Raw genomic sequence first — 22,533 nt, forward strand, 5'->3', positions numbered from 1 at the left:
GCTAAAAAACATATAACAACACTAAACTTTCCCAAAGAAAACATTTACCTCAACCAAATATACCACCAAACATACCAAAGATACGCAATATACACATTTCAACAATACATCCAATAAAATACCCAACAACCTGTCAATAGGCCGCAGGGTTGATCAGGACTTTAGCCCCGGGATCCGCATTGCCCTTGGCAAAAAACTGAGAACCCACAAAATGCATTATAAAATCTATTACAAGGATTCTAATGCATCCTCCGGGTTGAATCAACAAGATATTCCGATACATATACCAAATTTAATAATCATTAATTCTACTTTAACAGATTAAAATGATCACTGAAAAAACGATAATTTAGTATTGTTTTTCTTTCGTAATAAACAGTAAATTAGTATATTGCAATTGAAACAAAGAACAAAACTCAAGTTTGCAATGGGTAACGGGCGAAAAACTTAAAAAAATATACGAATAATGGTAAAACACTGCTAGCGGTCAACAACCGACTTGAAGTGTATTTATCTGAATTTCAGCACCATTTTAAAAATAGAACAAAATCCAACTTCGACAAAGCTACTCAATACGTCGAAGGTCTAGCTTTAAGCGATTTGAAAAACATCGAACGCATCACTGAGACATTAAACGCAGACTACCATAAGATGCAGCATTTTATCACCGAATCCAATTGGGATGCAAGAGCTGTCATCGACCAAATAGCAAATCAGGTAGACCAATCACTCCCAAACCAAAAATTAAAAGGATTACTCATAGACGAAAGCGGATGGGTGAAAAAAGGTGACAAAAGCATTGGTGTTGATCACCAGTATTGCGGGAACGTTGGGAAGACTGCAAACTCGCAGGTTGCAGTTTTTGGTTGCTTGTGCACGGACAAATATGCAGCGTTGGTCGACACGAGACTGTACCTTCCAAGGTCATGGTGTACTAACAACGCCAGGTGTGAAACTGCTGGCATCCCCAAAGAGGACAGGGTTTTCAAGACAAAACCGGAGCTGGCTACAGATATTGTGAAGCACCAACTGGAAATGGGTATCGAGTTCGATTACGTTGGGGGGGATGGACTTTATGGCAATGACCTTGCGTTTACCCGTTCGGTTGAGGATATGGGTTTGGTGTACATGCTTGACATTCATAGCGATCAAAAAATCCACCTTGAAAAACCAGAACTACATATTCCAGAGCGAAAGAGCAATCGTGGGCGCCCACCCAAAAGGCCGAAGGCAAGCACCCCATCGGTAAACGCTAACGAATATATAGAAACGCTTACAAACAAGGACTGGAAAAAGCTTGACATTCGTGATTCTGCCAAGGGAAAGCTGAAGGGATTGTTCCATTTTAAGACAGTTTACATTTGGGATAAGGTTCAGAACATTGTTGAGAAACGGTTGCTGGTCATTTCGAAAAGAAAGACAAAGCAGGGAGTAGAAATAAAATATTCGTTCACTAACGCAGAACTTGCTCAATACACGCATCAGGCGCTGGCATACATGCAGGCACAACGCTTTTTCATTGAGCATAGCTTCAAAGAGCAAAAACAGATAGTAGGCTTGGATCAGTTCCAAACCCGCAAATGGCTGTCATGGCATCACCAAGTAGCCCTCAACTTAATGGTGGGCAGCTTTATGCTGAAAGAAAAACTATTGAATCAAGACGAAGTCCCATTGTTGTCGGCAAGAGACATTATGGATTTTATGGTATACAAATTTTATCGTGAAATGACCGATGAACGGATGCTGGAAAAACTGCAGCAGCGACATGAAAAGCGACAGCGTGACATAGACCTCTGTTATTCAAAGCAATAAATCTGTTAAAGTAGAATTAAATACACCTAACTTATTACAGAAGCAATTCTCCCCCACATTGTCATTAATTTGTAACCCTAGAATAAATGAAATAGCCATAAATTGTGGCCATAAATTAACTTCAATTGATAATATAATGTCTAAAACAAATCTACTTTTAGCCTTACTTATTCTGGTCACCAATGCATTTTCACAGAATAAGCAATTACCGTATGGCTATCCTGATTCTAATCGGAAAAAAGAATGTATCAACACAGGTTGGAAATTTCACTTGGGGGAACCAGAAGCTCATTACTACAAAAAAGAAACCGATGATTCAAAATGGGAAAACATCAGTATACCACACACCCTAAAGCCCACTTCATTAACACTGGATTTTAGCACTGACACCAAGGATCAGCCAACCTTTCACCGCAGCGTAGGTTGGTACCGAAAATATATTCAAGTAAGTGCTACAGCCCGCAAAAAAATATTTCTTGAATTTGAAGGAGCACATCAGGTAACCGATTTATGGGTGAACGGTAAACATGTGGGACAGTTTGCAGTGACAGGTTACACTCCCTTTCACTTTGACATTTCAGATTATGTGCAAAGAGGAAAAGAAAACTTGATTACTCTGATGGTAGACAACCGAAGGAACGAGAACATACCACCAGATGCCGGTCCCTTTGACTATGTAAAATTCAGTGGCCTTTATCGCGATGTGTACCTGGTTGAAACCGACCCTGTGCACATTACTTATAATTGGGAGAAAACCAACGCAGGTATCACCATCACCACACCAAGTGTGGATCCCATAAATATGAATGCAACCATTCATATTAAAACATTTGTTCGAAACGAAAATACCACCCCCAAGAACTGTGAAGTCATCAATAGAATTATTGATAAGCAAGGGGTTGTAGTACTCAAGTTAGTTTCAAGCCAAGAAATCGCCCCTGGTAGCGATATAGAATTTAGCCAGATTGGTGGTATTGAGGATGACCTTCACCTTTGGGATACCCATCATCCATATCTATATCGCGTGAACACAGAAGTGAGAGTGGACGGAAAAAGTGCTGATTGCCTTGAGAATAGACTTGGTATCAGAACTTTTAGACTAGATAATAAAAAAGGCTTTATGCTGAATGAGAAACCCATTGATCTCATTGGCTTTAATCGTCATCAGCACTATGGATATCTGGGCGACGCACTTCCCAACTCACTACATTACAAAGACATGCTTCAATTCAAACAACTTGGATTTAATGTAATGCGCACAGCCCACTATCCACAAGACAATGCCATTATGGAAGCTTGTGATGAGTTAGGTATACTGGTATACGAAGAAGCCCCTACCTGGATAACCATGAACAACACCAAACGCTGGTTTGCTAATCTAGAAACGGCAGCCCGTAGAATGGTTCGTAATCACCGTAACCATCCTTCTATCGTGATCTGGGGAGCAGGAATCAACCACCGTGGCTATGTACCACAAATTCATTACGCAATCAAACAAGAAGACCCCAATCGTTTAACGGCGTCACAAAGTGCGCGTTGGACAGGATGGCAGGCATCCGGACTAACAGATATCAATGCCAATATGCTCTACGGTCCGTTTATCTGGGATCGCTCAGAGCCCATGCTTGCCATGGAGGGTCATTCAGGTCCCCAAGAGGTAGCAATTCATAAACGAGATCCTAAAATGACAGGAATCATCTCATGGACAGCCCACGCATACTACACCTTCCACCCTACACACGCCAAATACAAGAGCATGAAGGACAGAACCAGAAGTGGAGCGATGACTATTTTTCGCCAACCTAAAAAAGGGCTTCTATGGTATCCTTCAGAAATGAGAAAAGAACCTTTTTTACATATTGAACAAGATTGGAAAAAAGATATCAAGATACTTGAGGTATATTCAAATGCAGACGAAGTTGAACTATTTGTCAACGGAGAATCCTATTTAAGACAAACACCATCAAGTGATTCTGTATACATTGGCTTAGACCATCCACCTTATCATTTTCAAATATCCAACTATGAAGCAGGAGAGTTAAAAGCAGTTGGCTACAAAGATGGAAAAGAATTTGTATCGCAAACAATCCGCACACCCGGTAAAGCAAAAAAACTACAACTAATTATCGATACCATTGGTCGTAAATTTGAAGCTGATGGTTCAGATATTTTAGTAGCATACGCCAGAGTATTAGACAATAATGGAACATGGGTCAAAGATTCCGTTGGTGAGGTAAGCTTCTCAATAACTGGTCCGGCAAAGATATATGGTAATGATGCCAACATAAATGCCAACCCTATGTTTATTGAAACAGGAGAAGCCCCTATATTAATTCAGGCAGGAACCAATCCTGGCAAAATAACTCTAAGAGCCAAAAGCAAAGGATTAAAATCAGCAACAGCCACATTCAGATCGGTTACCAAAGAAAATGATATGATACTGGCCAATGCACAAGCCATCTATGATTTTGAACGTTTAAGAGTTGACCTGGGAGCAAAAGATCAACTCATACAATTTGGTTGGACACCATGGAGCTCCACAGACAACCAACCATCCTCCATTCATCTGGAAGCCTTCGGAGGTATTGATGCCAGCATTAAAACCAACTCCGACAACGGAGTTTTGCGTTGGCTTGGAGAAATGAATGTTATTGGAAAATATGGATTTGCATATGGCGAAGGAGTCCTGGGCATTGATCCAAAGGGCATGACACTTGAATTTATGCATTTACCCAAGGGTGTTTATAAATTAACAACATGGCATCACGCACCCCGCACCAACAGCGACTTGATGGATACCAATGTGGATAAACTCAAAAAATTACAAATCCATAAATTGCCATATGCCCAAGAAATATATATCCAGGCAGATGACAAAGAAGTATCCAGAGTGCAAACTACAGAAGGTAAAGAAATGCAATTTTCTCCGGTGGCAACAGCCGAAACCATTCTTGTTTCAGACGGAACTAATCCGGTAAGAATTGTGTTTAAAGACGGACAAAGTAACAAAGGTGTTTGGCTAAATGCATTCGAACTATCAGAATGGTTTAATAAATAGTATTGCGCGTTCAATCGTCGAAATGCATTGAAATACGATTACCAATTAAAAGTAAACTATCCATGGTGAGCGGAGAAATCCCTAAAACCTCCCACTCACCATGGTATTAATTATTCGATCAATACAAAATAATGACAGCCCTTGGTATGGCAAAACAAACGCAGCATTAATTACCTATAAATAAAGCCACTATCACTCACATAAATCAATTCTCTTGCTTCTTTTATGATTTATTAAGATGATTTTAACAAATTCAACTTACCTCAGCAATTAGATTATATTACATTTGTGCGATTTTCATCAACCATGAGCACATTAACGTTACATATTTTCATTTGCCTTTTTAGTTTGTGGCAGTCGGATCAATTGCCAGATGAAGGTTTCTCGGCAAATCATTGTACCGATTGCTACTTCGACTTTGTGTTTGACTCAATATCAGACTCTACAAGTCCGGTTGATTTAAATGACAAAAAGAAACACAAAGCAGTTTACCCTGTTTATAAGGATTCTCATGTTTGCTATCTGCAACATGTACCCCTTTGCATATGCTTTGCAGCAAGCCCTACCCTCTCCTGTTCAATTCTGTTTGAATCAGACACTTCTCCACCCATCTCATTATATATTTCATAGAAAGAGCTAAGCGCTCCTTATTTTTTTATTAAAATCCTACATGGCTAAGAGAGGGCTGTGTAGACATACCTTAACATTATAATACTTATATCAATGTTTTTATTAATGCTTGCAGTATTCATAATAGGATATGGATTTATCGTATTCGAACACATCAACCACATCAATAAAGCAGCTATTGCATTACTAATTGGTTCACTAACCTGGGCAATCTATGCCATTGGTGGTTCTGGAATTTTAGAGTTAGGTTTTAGTTCAGCATGGCAGAATTTTTCTGCAGCAGCACATGGCTCAGCAAATATCAAAGAGTTTATTACACACCATGAGTTATACCATCACTTATCTGAGATATCTTCTATCTTATTCTTTTTAATGGGAGCAATGACCATTGTTGAATTAGTAGATAAGTACCAGGGTTTTAGAATCATAACCAGCAAGATAAATAGTTCCAGTGCCGTTAAATTACTTTGGATTATCAGTTTACTCACCTTCTTTATGTCGGCTGTACTGGACAACCTAACCACTACAATTGTAATACTTACCGTATTAAGAAAATTACTATCCCAAAAGGATAACCGTTGGATATTTGCCAGTATGGTTGTGGTATCAGCCAATGCAGGGGGTGCATGGTCACCTATTGGTGATGTTACCACCATTATGCTTTGGATTGGAAGCCAGGTAACTGCAGGACACATTGTCACATCCGTAATATTACCCAGCTTGGTGAATGTCATCATATCCACCTTCTTATTTTCTCTGCTAATAAAAGGGCAAACCATCCGACCTGTATTATCCGAAAACGAAACACGCGAATTTACAACACATCAAGAGCGGGTTTTTATGCTAGTTGTTGGAACACTAGCTTTAATTTCGGTACCTATATTTAAAACCATCACACACCTGCCTCCATACTTAGGAATGCTGTTGGGCTTAGCTGTACTATGGATCATGACAGACCGCTATTTAAAAAACAGATCGGCAGAAGACAAACGTACATTAACGGTTACAGCAGTTATCAGATCCATTGACATTCCAACTATTCTGTTTTTTCTAGGCATATTAAGTGCAGTATCGGCACTGCAGTCAGCAGGTCATTTGGACTTGATGGCTCAGGTCATGGATGAAAAAGTAAAAAACATCTATGTGATCAATATGCTCATTGGTATAGTTTCTTCTATTGTTGATAATGTTCCTTTGGTAGCCGCATCCATGGGTATGTATAACATATCTGGTGCAGAAGCAGTAGGCTACTTAGCTAACTTTGCACAGGATGGTAATTTTTGGTCATTTTTAGCTTACTGTGCTGGTACAGGCGGCAGCATACTCATTATCGGATCTGCAGCCGGCGTTGCTGCTATGGGACTTGAAAAGATAGACTTTATGTGGTATATGAAAAAAGTTAGTGTTATTGCACTAGCTGGATACTTAGGAGGTGCTTTAACCTTCTACCTACAGACACTGCTTTAGCTAATATTCGTTATTAGACTTCTATGTTAGACAAAAAAATTATCTTGAGCGCTTTCGGACTCGCCCTTATGTTCGAAAGTGCTTTTATGATTCTCTGTGCGGTCGTATCCCTTATTTATGGAGATACAGATTTACAAGCCCTGATGATCTCATCAGCCATTACCTTTTTTACAGGAGGAATTTGCTGGTTTTTCAATAAAACGAACCACAAAGTACAACTCAAGCGAGAGAGTTTTATTATTGTCACTACAGTATGGGTTGTTATGTCAATATTTGGAGCCCTTCCCTACCTGTTAAGTGGAGCCATTAATAATTTCACAGATGCCTTCTTCGAAGCCATATCTGGCTTTACAACCACAGGAGCTTCAGTTATTAACGATATTGAAGCATTACCCCATGGAATTTTATTTTGGAGAAGCATCACTCATCTGATAGGTGGAATGGGTATTATTGTTCTTGCGGTTGCCATCCTTCCTTATTTTGGCTTTGGAGGCATGCAGTTATATAATGCCGAAGCCGCCGGGGTGGTGAATGACAAACTACATCCCAAAATAACCCGAACCGCAAAGAGTCTATGGGGTATTTATGTATTACTAGTAGCACTTGAAACTATTTTTCTAATCTTGGGAGGCATGCCTTTATTTGATGCACTCTGCCATAGTTTTAGTACTGTTGCCTCGGGTGGATTCTCCACTAAAAACGACAGTATTGCTGGGTACTCGCCATATATACAATATGTTATTATCGTCTTTATGCTTTTTGCAGGAACTAATTTTTCGTTATTCTATTTCTTGGGCAGAGGTAATTGGAAAAAGTTCATTTCCAACTCAGAACTTAAAGTGTATCTATATATTACTTTCATCACCACTGTTTTTATAGCAATTACACTCATTTCTCTTGATCATTTCCCAGCAGAAGAGTCTTTTAGGGCCTCGCTTTTTCAGGTATCCAGTATAATCACAAGTACGGGATTTGTAACGGCCGATTATACCTCATGGCATCCCTATATTACCTTTATTTTTTTCATTCTCATGTTTAGTGGTGCTTGTGTAGGTAGTACATCCGGTGGCATTAAACTATTCCGCCATATGATACTCTTTAAAAGCATTCAAATTGAATTTAAAAGAATGACCCATCCACAAGCCATTATACCGCTAAAAATTGGTAATAAATCAATTTCTGTAGAAGTGATATACAAAGTACTGGCCTTTTTAATGCTATATGCAACCATATGTGCCATTGGAATATTTTCATTGACCTTGACAGGTATGAATGTAGAATCTGCTTCGGGAGCCGTGGCCACCTCTATGGGTGGAATTGGTCCTGGTTTGGGAACGGTGGGACCCATCCATAATTTCTTTGCCGTACCAGCTATTGGCAAATGGATCTTGTCTGCACTCATGTTATTAGGACGTCTAGAGTTATTTTCTGTTCTAATATTGTTCTCCACAAATTTTTGGCGTCATCATTAACCTGATTTATTCATAGCGGAATAAAAACACTATCTCTAAAAATCTTTTTATCTTGCCTCACAAAAAACAACCTAATGAAAATAATATCATGGAATGTAAACGGCCTAAGGGCTGTTGCTAAAAAGAATTTCTTTGAAGATTTTAAGCATATAGATGCCGATATTTTTTGTTTGCAAGAAACCAAAGCACAAGATGATCAGGTAGCTGAAGTATTAAAAACACTGGAAGGTTATCATGTTTATTCCAATTCGGCAGAGAAAAAAGGTTATTCAGGTACGGCTGTATTATCAAAAGAAAAACCATTGAAAGTCACCACGAACATAGGTATTCCTGAACACGATACCGAAGGCAGGGTTCTAACATTGGAGTATGAAAAATTTTACCTGGTAAATGTTTATGTACCTAATTCAGGCAGCGAACTAAAGCGTTTAAGTTATCGACAGGATTGGGACAAGGCTTTTTTTGAATACCTAAAAAAACTAGAAAAAGAGAAACCGATATTAACCTGTGGTGATTTTAATGTGGCACACACAGACATAGACCTAGCACGCCCCAAACCCAATTACAATAAAGCGGCTGGTTATATGCAGGAAGAAATTGACGGCATGGATCGTTATACCCGTGGTGGACTCAAAGATACTTTCCGTCATTTTTACCCTGATTTAAAAGATAAATATTCGTGGTGGAGCTACCGTGCTGGAGCTAGAGGCAAAAATGTAGGCTGGAGAATCGATTATTTTTTAGCCAGCGAAAGCTTTCTTCCATCCATTAAAGACGCTTTTATCATGAATGAGGTTATGGGCTCCGATCATTGTCCAGTTGGAGTAATCCTACACTAATAAACTTCACTCCACAGATTGTTATTTTAATCTGTGGAGTGAAGCCCAAATGAATAAACTACTTACTTTTCAGTTTTATTACCAGTACACCATTTCCGGCTCTAACCCCCCATTCGGCTGCATCTTCAGGCGCTAACACCTCAATAGTAGAGACCTGCATAGGTGAAATGGATGAAATATCGTCAGTAGGAATACCGTCCACCACACACAAAGCCCACTGTCCTGCATTGATCGATTGAGGTCGTGAACTCAGAAAAACCCGATTGGCACCATTTACCTCTTCGCACTTAGCCATTGGATACTTATTTTGCAGTAACTCACAGATATCTTGAAATTTTGAAAAATCATTGTTCTCATCCATTAAATTCTCCACAGCATAATCCATCTCTTCCAAGGTCATATATCCTTTCTTAACAGCACTTTTCCTTGCCGATGAATTAGAGAGGAGTATCATATTGCATTCTATGTGAGATCTATCCTTCACACTAAACCTTTCTGCCATGAATCCATCTGCTGTAACAATAAGTACATCCTTAGGATGACACAAGATTTTGAAATACCCCAAGGAGTCTGTTTTTACCAATTTCTTAGATTTTTTCGCCTTTACTTGCACTCCTTTCATGGCATAACGGTTAAAGGAAGTAACAAGGCCGGTTATTTCTTTTGTTTGTGCTGTAACCGACAAGGCAAGCAACACGAGTAAAAAACTAAGTTTAAAGATTTTTTGGTTCATCATTATATTTAAAGCTTTATATTTCGTACGATATTACCAAAAAAACCACCCAGTATAAAGAATAAAACAGGAGGTATTTAGGGGATATTTTCGTTCAACCCAATTTTTCAAGCATTTTATTCATTTTTTACATAACCATATTTCTCCATCATAGAATCGGCCGTATATCTTAACACCTTAGGTTTTCCAGAGCCTCTAGCCTCTTTAATAGCCACTTTCCACTCTTCACGTAAAGTATTCAATATTTCACTGTGCTTTTTATTATGCACCAGGTTATTTAATTCATGCGGATCGTCCTTTAGGTTATATAACTCCTCATACACAGGCTTCTCTCCATTTAACGGTCCTTCAACAAAGGTACGATACAGGGCAATATCAGGATCGTGAACCGAATACAGCATTTTATTAATATTTACGCCCAAATCTTTAGCGATGGCAATTTTAACTGAAGCTGAGAGATTCTCATTTTTATAATAGCGTATATATTTCCACTCTTTATTTTGAATGGATTCGCAACGAGGATTACCAAATTGTGTTGACCAAAGATTTTCCGTAAACAGATAATCTCTTACCTTTTCCTGCTTGCCACTTATCAAGGCCGATAGATCTTTACCTTGAAACTCCTTAGGTTCCACAATACCTGCATAGCTTATCATTGTAGAAGTAATATCAATGGTTTGCACCAACTCATCACACACCCTACCTCTCACCTTCTTTTTATCCATAGGATTATACACAATCATAGGCACATGGGTTGTTTCCTCATAACAAAGAGCTTTGCCACCCAAACCTTGTTGTCCCATAAATAAACCATGATCAGAAGTATAAATGATAATGGTATTTTTATCCAGTCCTTTTTCTTTTAATGTCTTTCTGAGATTTCCAAATAGTCCGTCAATTCCTGTCATAGCTTGCATCTGCCGAATCAAACGTTCCCTATTATCCTTAGGATTATCCACATAATTATAACCTGCCTGACGATCATAAGCCCTATGAATCTCAACAGGCAATTTTGGCTCTTTTATATCTGCTTTGGCCACATAATTTTCAGGCATGGGTATCTCCAAATCGCGATACAAATCACGATAAATCACAGAATCAGTGGCTAACTGTTTCATGCTTCCTGTACTAGCCCCATGAGGAAGATTAAAACATATACTCAAACAAAATGGCTTATCTTTGGGACGTTGATCAATAAAATGAAGTGCTCCCTCCATCCTATGTTCATTGCTGAAAAAATCGTCCACTCCTTCATTTATGATTTCCACCTGTGTATCATGTTTAGCACTCTTAAAAATCTTATGTCGTTTTTTAGGGTAGAATGACAGATGTCCGTGTCCAGCATACCAATAATCAAACGACTTCTCCATTAATCCACTCTGATAACCACCATCTCCAATAGGTGAATGATTCTTACCAATATAACCTGTATAATAACCATTATTCCGCATAACAACTGGATACGATTTGTCCCAAGCCTCCGGGGAAACACTGGTACCTGAATTAAAATTCACACCATGTTTACGTTCAAACTGTCCCAGCAAAATAGAAACACGGCTGGGAGTACAAATAGCACTGGTAACATGGGCATTGGAGAAACGCACACCATCATCAGCCAACTTGTCAATATTTGGTGTTTTAACAATGGGATTTCCTTCACACCCTAATAAACCGCATTGCTGATCATCGGTTAAAACAAATATAATATTAGATTTTTCCTGAGCATTAACCACCATAGCCCAAAGGATAAGAAAAAATGATATTTTAGATTTCATATGTTTATATATTTCTTTCAAAGGTCATATGAAACTTGCCTAAGTTAATCATTCTCGTATGTGAGAAGTACTTTATCGTGGCTCGTTTCATATGTCTATAATTTATTTTCAACAATCTCTTGAAACGCATCCGTATAGGCCCCCATTACAAATAATGGCTGCCCTTAATGCATATTTATTATCAATCATTTAATTGTATTACAACAGAAACAATACGATGTACTACCTCTTTTCACCACTTGTAGCTCTCTTAATATAAGCATCTCTTTTAGCCTCTTCCTTAGATATATTTTCGGCATGCGGATCAGTCCATAAGCCAGGCACAGTTCCTTTCCTCCACTGGGCATATAATCCCTGAAGTTCCTTTAAAACATCCGGTTTCTCTGCTGCCAGATTAGTATGCTCATACGGATCTTTCTCCATATCAAATAAAAGAAATCGATTTTTATAGGCAGACATTACCATTTTGTATTTACCATGACGTACAGCATAACCTGCACCATCAGAATATCTCCAAAACAAAGTTTGATGAGGCTCACTCTTTATCTCTCCTTTAAAATAAGGAAGTAAGTTAACTCCATCAAGATTTTTTGATTTAGGACACTTCACTCTTGTTGCAGCCAAGGCAGTGGGAAAAATATCCAAAGCAGAAACAGCATGTTCATATACCCGTCCACTTGGTATTTTTCCTTTCCATGTTACCGAAAACGGTATACGAATACCTCCCTCAAAGAGCATTCCTTTATGCCCCCTGTAAGGATAGTTACTGGCTCCATTCGTAGCTCCTCCATTATCACTATAATAAAAGATGATGGTATTCTCATATTCACCCGCATCTTTCAGCTTTTGAATTACTTTACCAACACCCTCATCCATACCAACAACCATGGCCGCATAGGCTGCACGGAATCCATCTTCGATATGACTGACCTTATCAGTATATTGTTTTGTAGCATGCACGGGTGAATGTGGTGCATTATAGGCCAAATACATAAAAAAAGGTTTGTCTTTTTGTGTATATTCATCGATATAATTCACAGCCTCTTCTGTGAAGTTATCCGTAAGATAAGTTATTTCAGACATGGGAACAGGTTTACCATCTCTTAATATCCCTCCCATGGCTCCTCTTCCTTTTTTGGGCACCCCCCAATAACTAAGGCCTCCACCCCAGAAACCATACCAATCATCAAACCCACGTTTATTTGGCCAATAATCAGTCGAATCGCCCAAATGCCATTTTCCAATCGCACAAGTCTGAAAATCATTCTTTTTAAACAACTCCGACAGCATTAATTCATTCAAAGGCAATCCATCATCTGCTTCTGCATCATCGTAAGGTAAATTACATTCGTGACCAAAACGATGCTGGTATCTCCCTGATAATAACCCTGCCCTACTAGGACTACAATATGGGTGCGAAGCATAACCCTGCGAACAGATAATTCCATCCTTCGCTAAAGCATCTAAATTAGGTGTTGGAATATCCTTTGCTCCATTAAAACCAACATCTCCCCAACCTTGGTCGTCGGACAAAATAATTAAAACATTAGGAACTGTTTTTTTTTTAATCGCATTAATTGTTAAAAAAGGCACTGCCAAAAGCAGCAAAACTAGAAAACGTTTCATGGTGTTTATTTTAAATATCTAATAGTAATATTTTGAGATATTCAAAATTAGTAAGAAGCCTTACTTTAAGTGAGAATTTTATATTGAAAATTAGGGGGTGATTAATGTTTTATGGGATAACATTAGCAGTAACATTACACAAAAACTCTACTTTGTGTTTTTTTGAAGGAGACAATAACTTTCTATTACAGATTCTTCAGGGCTGCTTTTTTTCTTGTTTCATAGCTTGCAACAAGAATAGCGGCTCCAATTCCTACCCCCATTACGATGTAAGAGGCCAACGAAAAAACACTAGATGCACCATAGCGCTCCATTAAATACCCATTCACCTGGGTACCCATTGCTGCTCCTAAAAACAAATTAAAAGAAGCCAAAGACATCACTGTCCCTTTCATTTGCCGCAATTCTTCCTGCAAGGTAGCTAATAATGTTGACTGAAGAAAAATAAATGTGATCCCAAAACCCAATAATCCTACAGCTTGCCACCCTAAAACATTGGTGTATGCAAGTATGCTCAACGCGATAAATCCTAAAAAACCAGCACTTACTAAAAAACCATTTTTTAATATTTTTCTTAGATATGGGGCAATGCGTCCACCCAATACGGTTCCTACGCCATACAAGGACAGCACCAATCCAACGTTAAATACATTCAATCCAGTTCGCTCCATGATGCTCACCCCAGAAAAGGTGAAACTACCTAAAATAGCAAATCCAATAAAAAAAATAACACTCACTTTGCGCAAAAAACGTTTATTAGAAAGGGCCAATTTATAGGATCCCCAGATGTTTAGCTGCCGTGTTACTGATTTGTCCTTCTTAAGCACCTTCAACATAACCATTGCCAAAATAAACTCAGCAACTCCATATGCGAAGTAAACCAAACGCCAGGAACCAAAATAAGCAATAGCACCTCCAATAGCGGTTGCCATTGCTCCTCCTAAAAAAGCAATTCCCAACACCTTGCCTATAGCTTTCTGACGTTCACTATCGTTGTACATTTCTCCCACTAGGGCTATCGAAACAGGAATAATACCCGCCCCAAACAATCCATTCATAGCCCTCAGAAAAACCAATGATGGCAAATCGTAGGCCAAGGCACCCAACATACTAAATACAGCCGTTCCAATAGCAGCCATATTAACAACCTTTGCCTTTCCATACCTATCGGCCAAGGGACCAAACAACAAGGTAAACAAGCCAAAAGCCATCATATAAGACGTAACCGAAAAAGCTGCAGTACTAATACTTAAGCCTAAATCTTTGGCTATATCGCTTAATAGTGCTGCAGCAGCCAGGTTATCGCCATTTGCCAAAAAGGTAATACCCCCTAACAAGCAAAGGGTCATACCTTTCGTTCTATTCTCCATTTTGCATGCTTTTCTTTTTTTTACAAAGGTGTCATTTCGGGTCTAAACATATACACCAAAGCTCATCTCCTTCACCATATCCGTTATGCCAAACCCGATACAACCGTTATTTTCTCCATGCATATTTCTTGAAACCTTCGTCTACAGGTGTTTCAGCAATACGATTGGTATAATTACTGATTACTTTTTGTGATAAACCCAAAATAACTTCCAATACTTGCTGTTGTTGATAACCTGCCGCAAAAAATGCGTTTAATTCATCTTCAGAAACAGCACCTCTTTTTTGAACTACGGCAAGGGTAAACTCATGTAGCGCCTGTAACTTTTCGGTAGGCATAGCTGTTCCATTGCGCAGCGCTTCTGTAATTGCATCATCTACCTTCATCATCTTGGCAATTCCGGTATGAGCTGGCACACAATAATGACACTCATGTTCCACATTAATCGTCTGCCAAACAACCGTTAACTCATCGTTGTTAAAGGATGTCTCGGTAAATAACTTATGTAAGGTCTGATAAGCCTCAAGTGTTTCTGGCGATGCTGCTAACACACCATGTAATCCCGGTATGCTGCCAAACGCTTTTAATGAATTCTGTAAAATTGGCTGACTTTTTTCCGGTGCCGAAGACACATCGTGAATTTTAAATGTACTCATAAAATTTATTTTTAATTATTATTGTTTTTCTATGCAATTGCTTAGTAATATATTTCTACAATAATGTATGCTATCTTGCATTTCTCAAAGCACACCTTAAATAGTCTTTGCAAGAAAACTCCAAATACTGCGTTATTCTCATTTTTGAAACAGTCATTTACAATCAGTAAACTCCTTGGTTTCAAAAATATCGAAAGCCTTGTCTTTGAAGTTTTCTTATCAAAGACAGAAAAAACGGTCGTTTTATAGTCTGAGAACGAAGGCTATTCGTTATGATTTTGCAAATACAGACTGTATTCCTGCAAAGGATTTTAAAATATCCATATCTACATGGTCGTCAAGATGATTGCCATATTTTGCCATGACCACTTTAAAGTTTTCATCTATAAAAAAATCAGCCGGAATAAGGGTTCCACTGGCCTCTTTGTCTTCTGGCAAATTTAGGTGTGCCACCTCACGCTTTGCCTTTAAGGGGTTACTATGTAAAAAAGTATTGGCCATCTTCATCATTGAATTTTCAACTCCATAAAGCTTATAAATCAGCTTTTCATGATCTCCAATAACTGGCCATTCACTAATTCCTCGATGAAATGAACTGGAAGATATTTTTTCATTGGAACTTTCAAACAACATTAACATCTGCACCCCTGCATTTTTTAACTTTTGCTTAAGCATCATTAACTGGTGCACTCTTCTGTTACAGAAAGGACAATTAACATTACGGTAAAAACCAAGTATAATTTTTCTTCCTTTAAAATCTGATAAACGAATGGTATTACCATTCAAATCAACAGCACTAAAATCTTTCGCAAACTGTCCTACTTTTATGTCCATAATTTCTTTTTATACATGTCTACTTACCAAAACAAAACATCCTTCTTTAACTGTCAATGGTCACTCAAAAGCTTTTAAATAACCATTGGGACAAATATTAACAGCACAAATCTAAGCAACTGCTTTGTTATTTCCAAATTTTATTCCAATTATCTATGATGAGCGGTTGAGATTCAATAAATCCTCTACTTATTTAATGAATAAATATTTTATATTGATAACATATCAACATGTTAGCACTTAACCCTTCGATTGCAGCGTAAATTAAAGGCCAGTGGAAGCAGATAGATATCAAGGTGCTATTTAATCTTTAATTAATTTCCCTATACTCACATATTGATCGTACTTGATGTAGTAAATATAAAGTCCTTTTTCCAAAGCACTTATATCAACGCTCTCAGCGTTATTGATCGTTGACGAAATTATTTTGTTTCCATCAATATTATATAATTCAAACAATACATAGAAATATTCGCTGGGGCAATTTACGTAAATAATTTCCCGTGCCGGATTCGGATAAACATTTACAGCTTCCGAAAAAAGGTACTGAGTATCGGTTCCTGTTTCAATTGTAGTAGAATAGTAATATCCGACTTCTCCATATCTTTCCTCTTGTTTTGTTTCAGGATTGTATTTGCTAAGACTTGTATTTAAAAGCTTATGATGAAACTTTAATTCCTGATGTGTTAAATAATTTGATAATAAAATATCACCCCAAAAGAACGAAAAGTCAAATTCATACGTTTTCCAGCTAATATTATGCTGAATAGAACCATCCTCCACAGGAGGCTTTATAAACACATTTGCATTTCTTTTTAAATAATCATTTTCATCATAACTATACCCTTTTCTATTTGTTAATCTCCAATGATCGTCACTTGCATTGTCCCATTCATAGCTTGACAAAGTAATTAAGCGCCATTGCAAATCATACAAATACCATTCTTTTCGTATCTCAACACACTTATTAGCAACACTATCCCAAGACGAATAAAAAACATAATGTAGTTCATTATCATTTATATACTCATAATCAATTTTCTCTTGCAATTGCCATTTCTGCGAATTGACATACCACGCATACAAACTATCTGTTAAAGGTTGACCTTGCGCATTATAACTACAATCTAATTTCTCTGTCAACTGCCAATCATCTAAATCATATCGCCACTTATAGCAAAGTTTTTGAATCAAAACCTTGTCTTCGTTATAAATACACTCCCATTTTCTTTCTTTATTCCACTGATCATTTGACCATGCAAATTGAATATTCACCACACCGCTTATTAACTCGTCGTATTGCGATTCCTCCTTTATACAATCTAGCCACTTGTTGTCACCAGCACTCCATACTGAATAAACCCAAGCAATCTCATTACAATTATCATCGTATTCAAACGCTTCTTTAATATATTGTTTATCCCAAGCGCTGGTCATTTCATCGTAGCTACACACAATAATACTATCCAATTTCTCCTTAAAGAGGTATTTTGGCCTTAAATTACGTTGAATAACTCTATGTTCTGACTCATAAAGCTGTCCTTGCATATCTTGAACTGAATACTGATGTAATAAAGAAATCGAATTCGAGGACTTTCTTTGTCCAAAAGTCAACAAATAGAAACATAAACCAATAATCAAAAATAAATACTGCCTTTTCATCCTTATATTTTTTGTACAAACACAAAATAAAAGAATGATTTACGAAGTAAAGTTGCCTCAGGATAACTTATACTATTTTTTGCTTCTATAAAAACACTTCTTTTCCTTGCTATATTGTTGCGGTGTCATATTTAAATAACTAGCCACATACTTATCTTGTGTATCTTTCAGAATATAGTCAGCCCGCTCTACTATTTCATGAAAGAGAGAGAAGCGTTTTGAAGGATTTCTATTTTGCAATACAACCATTCTATTTTCGCGATCGAGTAGAATTCTTTCATATATTTTAAACATGAGGTAACTAAATTCATGGTTGTTTTGGGCTAATGTTTCTATATCTTTCTTTTCTATGGAAATGATGGTTGTATTGATGATAGCTTCATGTACTTCGAGAGATGGCGATCCGTCAATATAACTTTTAAGATTATTAAAACCCAAGCCTTTAGGCGTAATATTTATGGTCTTGCACTCTCCTTCGTCAAAAACATATTGATGCACAACTCCCTTCAACACGATACTTGCCTTTGTTTCAACTTCTCCTATCTTTAGGATAGATTCTCCTTTTTTGTAAAAGTTCTTGGTAAAGTAAATGCCTATCTCTTCCAGTGTTTTTTGTGAAATCTGACTGAACGGTTTAATAAATGCATGCAATAGCTCAAAATCATGTGTACTTAAGTCATTCATACTTCTTATCATTTTCTTAGGAGCGTAAAACAGTAATGCAAGGCCTGATAACGCTCTTCGTTTTTGTTGATAATAAAAGTAACAATAATAAATAAACAATTAATGCACTCATTAATAAAGGCAAGCGAGAATGTATCCTGCATAGAGAAATATAAAGAAGCTTCAAGACAGAATCATCTTCATATAGAAGAGCCATGGGGAGCTATTATAAAAAACATACCACATTACTATTGAACCGTTTTTTGCGAACATTATTCGTATAAAAAAGAGCAAATGTATCGTATTTAGGAGCAAAATTACCTTTTGCGGTATTTTCATTTCAAGGAATTTTGTAGCCTAAAATTATCACATGGAAACAAAGGAATATTTTAAGATTTTAGTAGATGAAATCCATTCCGTTGTTATCGCAACAAGCGATAATAACGGATTACCAACAACACGAGTAATCGACATGATGCTTTTTGACAATGAAGGCATATACTTTTTAACAGCCAAAGGGAAAACTTTTTATGAGCAATTAATGTATAAATCTTATGTGTCGGTAAGTGGAATGACAGCAAGTACAGGCTCAATGGGAAAAAAAGCCATTTCAATTTCTGGTGCTGTGCGAAATATTGGCTCCAATAAATTAGATGCCATTTTTGAAAAGAATAAGTACATGTCAGAAATTTATCCCACAGCTAAAAGTCGCACAGCCCTAGAGGTTTTCTGTTTGTATAGAGGTCAAGGGGAATATTTCGATTTGTCAACAAAACCGATTACACGCGGTAGTTTTTCGTTTGGTGGTCAAAAACTAAAGACATTCGGCTATTATATTAGCGACAATTGTCATGGCTGCGGATTGTGCGTAGAGAAATGCCCACAAAATTGTATAGACAGTGGAACGCCATTTGAAATTAAACAGGAACATTGTTTACATTGTGGAAACTGCTACGAAGTCTGCCCTAAAAGTGCAGTAATTAAACTTAAATAATAGGTTAATATAAAAAGAATATTTAAAAGAAAGCGAGACCCAAACAGTTTGTCACTGGAAGGGAACAGCTTCCTATTATGATTTGCAAGTGGATGGGAAAGTAAACACCGACACCCTTTGGCACTACCCCACTCCATCGGGACTTGCCCAAAGTATAAGGAATCGCGTAGCTTTTTGGAAGGGAGTAGAGCTTGTTAACGACTAGAATCAGGTTTCTATTCATGAATAATATCTAGAATACCTTCATTTTCGATGATTATCATCCCATGCCTATCATCCGTTATGCCATCCGCTAATTTGTATGGATATGTTGGTACACTCCCTTTCATTACGGTTGGTAAATATTTAAAGAACAAACGATCATTACTTTCTTTCAATGTTTGTCCAGCCTCCATAATATGCGTAGAGATGATGAATGCACCTTTGCGTTTTGAGAAAGCATCCACAATAGAAACAGTACCATCATAAGCATCTTTTACATTAGTTCCTTTAAACAATTCATCAAAGACAATTACCAATTGTTTATCAGAAGCTACTTCTTGTGCAATATACTTTACTCTTAACACTTCCGCATAAAAGTGTGAGTACCCCATTACTAAATTATCAGGCACATTAATAGAAGTATAAATTCCATCATGCAAGGCAAAATTCATTTCTTTTGCTGCAACTGGAAACCCCATATGTGCCAAATAAATTGCAATAGAAAATGACTTCATAAATGTTGATTTACCGGCCATATTTGCACCTGTTAAAAAGAATACATTCTTATTTTCACCTATATAAACATCATTGGCAATTGCATTGGGTATTGCAGGATGGTATACTCCTTTTATATCAATAAATTTTTCTGATTTATCCACTGCATTTGCATAGCGATAGCCCTTTTCTCTAGCCAAATTAGATACTGCAATATAAATATCCAATTCATAAATTTCATTCAGCAATTCAGTGATTCGATCGTTCAAATAAGCCCTAAAAATATAATCCAGTTTAAATACATTTTTAAACGACAAAGGTTTTTGTTCAATGCAGGCATAAGCCAAATCAAAATGCTTATCAGTTAATAAATCAAGGTTTTTTTTAGCCTGTGCATGATAAGCAGTATTTCGAGCAGCTTGCTCAACACCCACCATTAAGTCTTTAAGCCTAGCAAATATTTCGATGGTTTTCTCTAGTCCCTCTCTAAAAGCCGAATAATCTTTATCTCCAGCCACAAAGTCTAAAAACTTAATCTTTGCAATATTCACAGCAGCGAGCAATCTATTTTTTGATTCTGTATTTCGTAAATAATTTTCAACGATATCAAACTCTTTTTCTGTAAACGGCAATGCAATATTTATTTTCTCAAATAGTGCAAAAATATCTCTTCGTTTATTTATAGAGAGGATATCATCAAAAGGATGTTGAAACATTTTCTCTAACAGTCTGCCACCACCAGAAGTAATGGTATGGTTAAACAAACTAAAGATGGAGTTATTTTTATAACGCCCCAATATATTCAGGTCATCTAATGTTTGTTTATCAGTAACAAATCCCATTTCTCTTATTTTTTTAAAATATCCAATATTTTTTCATTATTGATAATCACCATTCCGTGTCTATCTTCTGTAATGCCTTCCGTAATCTGATAGGTATATTTAGGAACCTTGCCGTTCATTAATGTTGGAAGGTAGACAAACATAATATTGTCACGTAGTTTTTTCAACGCCTCGCCTGCTTCTATGATATGGGTCGAAATAACAAATGTACATTTACGTTTACTGGCAAAAGCATCCATTACAGCAACCGTTGCATCGTAAGCATCTTTTACATTTGTTCCTCGAAAAAGCTCATCAAATACAACTATCATGCGGTCATTATTTCGTAAACTTTCTGCCACTTTTTTAACACGCGCAACCTCTGCATAAAAATGTGAAAATCCCATATTTAAATTATCGGCAAGATTAATGGTAGTAAACATTCCATTTTGAATGCTGAAACGAATCTTTTCTGCAGGAACAGGAAAGCCCATATGACATAAATAAATGGCAATACTAAACGTTTTCATAAAAGTGGATTTTCCAGCCATATTTGCACCTGTCAAAAACACCATATTATTATCTTCAGTAATCTTAATATTATTAGAAATAGCATTGGGTACTAAAGGATGATAAACTCCTTTCATTTCTATAAGATTAGCTTCATCGTTTACGATTTCAGCAAAAGAAAAATTATGAAGCATGGAAATCTCTGCCAATGCCAAATACACATCAATTTCATAGACATAATAAAGTAGTTTTAAAATATCTTCTTTACTTTCAGTAAAACGAAACAATTGATCAAACTCAGCTGTTTTGGTATAGTTAGGTTTACTAATCTTTTGGAGTTCTGTAACAAAGGAGAAGTTCCTTTTATTTAGAATTTCATTGATTGTTCCAATTGTTTTACCAAATTCTGCTGTCGATCCATTGCCATCAAGTGAATTCAAAAAGCTTTTCAAATCCAAGATAAACTGAAGCGTATTCACCACCCCCTTTTGCAATTGTTGATAGCCTGAATCTGCACCAATCGCAGAATTAAATTTCCGTTGCAAATTATCTTGATGAGCTGATAAACGGGTTCGTTCATCTATATTCTTTAAATAATCCTCTACAACATCAAAAGCTTCTTTTTTAAATGAAAATGTCAGTTCTTTTTCCTTAAAGAATTTGATCATGTTCACCCTATTCATAATCTCATCCTCGCTAGAACGAGGATAAAGAAACATATCTCGCATTAGATTGGCTCCACCTCGGGTTTTAGTGCGGTTATAAAAACTAAACACATCATCCCCTTTATAACCTCCAACCATTTTCAAATCCCCAATGGTTTGCTTATCTATTTTAAATACCATATATTTTGATATGTATAAGACTTCCTTTCATCAAGGCCTCAGTCATCCTGAAAATACATCAGGATGACGGG

At 37.1% G+C, this 22,533-nt stretch carries 18 protein-coding genes and 1 pseudogene; 8 read left to right on the forward strand and 11 right to left on the reverse strand.

All coding sequences use genetic code 11. The features are described 5' to 3' along the window. Positions 1 to 133 precede the first annotated feature (133 nt). Complete coding sequence (locus CYTFE_RS29900; protein WP_154665635.1) at positions 134 to 283, reverse strand: hypothetical protein; 150 nt, start codon at positions 281 to 283, stop codon at positions 134 to 136. 221 nt (positions 284 to 504) lie between these two features. Between CYTFE_RS29900 and CYTFE_RS0108170 the strand changes: the two genes are divergently transcribed. From CYTFE_RS0108170 to CYTFE_RS0108190, 5 genes are all read left to right on the forward strand, one after another. Further along, the gene (locus CYTFE_RS0108170; protein WP_027470370.1) at positions 505 to 1,812 is read left to right on the forward strand and encodes an IS701 family transposase; all 1,308 of its coding nucleotides are present in this window, start codon (positions 505 to 507) and stop codon (positions 1,810 to 1,812) included. A 136-nt stretch (positions 1,813 to 1,948) separates the two neighbouring features. Beyond that, the gene (locus CYTFE_RS0108175) at positions 1,949 to 4,870 is read left to right on the forward strand and encodes a glycoside hydrolase family 2 protein (protein ID WP_027471409.1); all 2,922 of its coding nucleotides are present in this window, start codon (positions 1,949 to 1,951) and stop codon (positions 4,868 to 4,870) included. 723 nt (positions 4,871 to 5,593) lie between these two features. After that, positions 5,594 to 6,967, forward strand: a complete 1,374-nt coding sequence (gene nhaD / locus CYTFE_RS0108180; RefSeq protein WP_027471410.1) for a sodium:proton antiporter NhaD — start codon at positions 5,594 to 5,596, stop codon at positions 6,965 to 6,967. A 23-nt stretch (positions 6,968 to 6,990) separates the two neighbouring features. Continuing rightward, positions 6,991 to 8,439, forward strand: a complete 1,449-nt coding sequence (locus CYTFE_RS0108185; protein WP_027471411.1) for a TrkH family potassium uptake protein — start codon at positions 6,991 to 6,993, stop codon at positions 8,437 to 8,439. Between the two features lie 74 nt (positions 8,440 to 8,513). Continuing rightward, positions 8,514 to 9,278 (forward strand): exodeoxyribonuclease III, encoded by a 765-nt coding sequence (locus tag CYTFE_RS0108190; protein WP_027471412.1) that lies wholly within the window; start codon positions 8,514 to 8,516, stop codon positions 9,276 to 9,278. A gap of 58 nt (positions 9,279 to 9,336) precedes the next feature. Here CYTFE_RS0108190 and CYTFE_RS0108195 read toward each other — a convergent pair whose 3' ends face one another. The 8 genes from CYTFE_RS0108195 to CYTFE_RS0108230 all read right to left on the reverse strand — a co-directional run bounded on the left by CYTFE_RS0108195 (position 9,337) and on the right by CYTFE_RS0108230 (position 18,617). Next, entirely contained in the window at positions 9,337 to 10,014 is a 678-nt protein-coding gene (locus CYTFE_RS0108195; RefSeq protein WP_027471413.1) for a hypothetical protein, read from the reverse strand. A gap of 113 nt (positions 10,015 to 10,127) precedes the next feature. Continuing rightward, on the reverse strand, positions 10,128 to 11,786 hold the full coding sequence (locus CYTFE_RS0108200) for a sulfatase-like hydrolase/transferase (protein WP_027471414.1): 1,659 nt from the start codon (positions 11,784 to 11,786) through the stop codon (positions 10,128 to 10,130). A gap of 222 nt (positions 11,787 to 12,008) precedes the next feature. Then, entirely contained in the window at positions 12,009 to 13,412 is a 1,404-nt protein-coding gene (locus CYTFE_RS0108205) for a sulfatase family protein (RefSeq protein WP_044214249.1), read from the reverse strand. 185 nt (positions 13,413 to 13,597) lie between these two features. Beyond that, positions 13,598 to 14,782: an MFS transporter gene (locus CYTFE_RS0108210; protein WP_027471416.1), complete on the reverse strand. Its 1,185-nt coding sequence runs from the start codon at positions 14,780 to 14,782 to the stop codon at positions 13,598 to 13,600. Between the two features lie 106 nt (positions 14,783 to 14,888). Next, complete coding sequence (locus CYTFE_RS0108215; protein WP_027471417.1) at positions 14,889 to 15,437, reverse strand: carboxymuconolactone decarboxylase family protein; 549 nt, start codon at positions 15,435 to 15,437, stop codon at positions 14,889 to 14,891. A 270-nt stretch (positions 15,438 to 15,707) separates the two neighbouring features. Then, positions 15,708 to 16,271: a peroxiredoxin family protein gene (locus CYTFE_RS0108220; RefSeq protein ID WP_027471418.1), complete on the reverse strand. Its 564-nt coding sequence runs from the start codon at positions 16,269 to 16,271 to the stop codon at positions 15,708 to 15,710. Between the two features lie 303 nt (positions 16,272 to 16,574). Further along, complete coding sequence (locus tag CYTFE_RS0108225; RefSeq protein ID WP_027471419.1) at positions 16,575 to 17,933, reverse strand: T9SS type A sorting domain-containing protein; 1,359 nt, start codon at positions 17,931 to 17,933, stop codon at positions 16,575 to 16,577. A 72-nt stretch (positions 17,934 to 18,005) separates the two neighbouring features. Next, positions 18,006 to 18,617 (reverse strand): Crp/Fnr family transcriptional regulator, encoded by a 612-nt coding sequence (locus CYTFE_RS0108230; protein WP_027471420.1) that lies wholly within the window; start codon positions 18,615 to 18,617, stop codon positions 18,006 to 18,008. 102 nt (positions 18,618 to 18,719) lie between these two features. On the opposite strand from CYTFE_RS0108230, the gene CYTFE_RS31450 reads away from it, so the two are divergent. From CYTFE_RS31450 to CYTFE_RS29370, 3 genes and pseudogenes are all read left to right on the forward strand, one after another. Next, positions 18,720 to 18,851, forward strand: a complete 132-nt coding sequence (locus CYTFE_RS31450; RefSeq protein WP_262505178.1) for a hypothetical protein — start codon at positions 18,720 to 18,722, stop codon at positions 18,849 to 18,851. A 115-nt stretch (positions 18,852 to 18,966) separates the two neighbouring features. Then, positions 18,967 to 19,590 (forward strand): 4Fe-4S binding protein, encoded by a 624-nt coding sequence (locus CYTFE_RS0108235; RefSeq protein WP_027471421.1) that lies wholly within the window; start codon positions 18,967 to 18,969, stop codon positions 19,588 to 19,590. Between the two features lie 28 nt (positions 19,591 to 19,618). After that, positions 19,619 to 19,795: pseudogene (locus CYTFE_RS29370) on the forward strand (DUF427 domain-containing protein); the annotation flags it as partial. Positions 19,796 to 19,805: 10 nt separating this feature from the next. On the opposite strand, the gene CYTFE_RS0108240 reads toward CYTFE_RS29370, so the two are convergent. After that, a complete protein-coding gene (locus CYTFE_RS0108240) occupies positions 19,806 to 21,128 on the reverse strand; it encodes a MutS-related protein (RefSeq protein WP_027471422.1) in 1,323 nt (440 codons plus the stop codon). 5 nt (positions 21,129 to 21,133) lie between these two features. Then, a complete protein-coding gene (locus tag CYTFE_RS0108245) occupies positions 21,134 to 22,462 on the reverse strand; it encodes a MutS-related protein (protein WP_027471423.1) in 1,329 nt (442 codons plus the stop codon). Positions 22,463 to 22,533: the final 71 nt, after the last annotated feature.

Source organism: Saccharicrinis fermentans DSM 9555 = JCM 21142, from assembly GCF_000517085.1.
In the GTDB taxonomy this organism is placed as follows: Bacteria; Bacteroidota; Bacteroidia; order Bacteroidales; family Marinilabiliaceae; genus Saccharicrinis; species Saccharicrinis fermentans.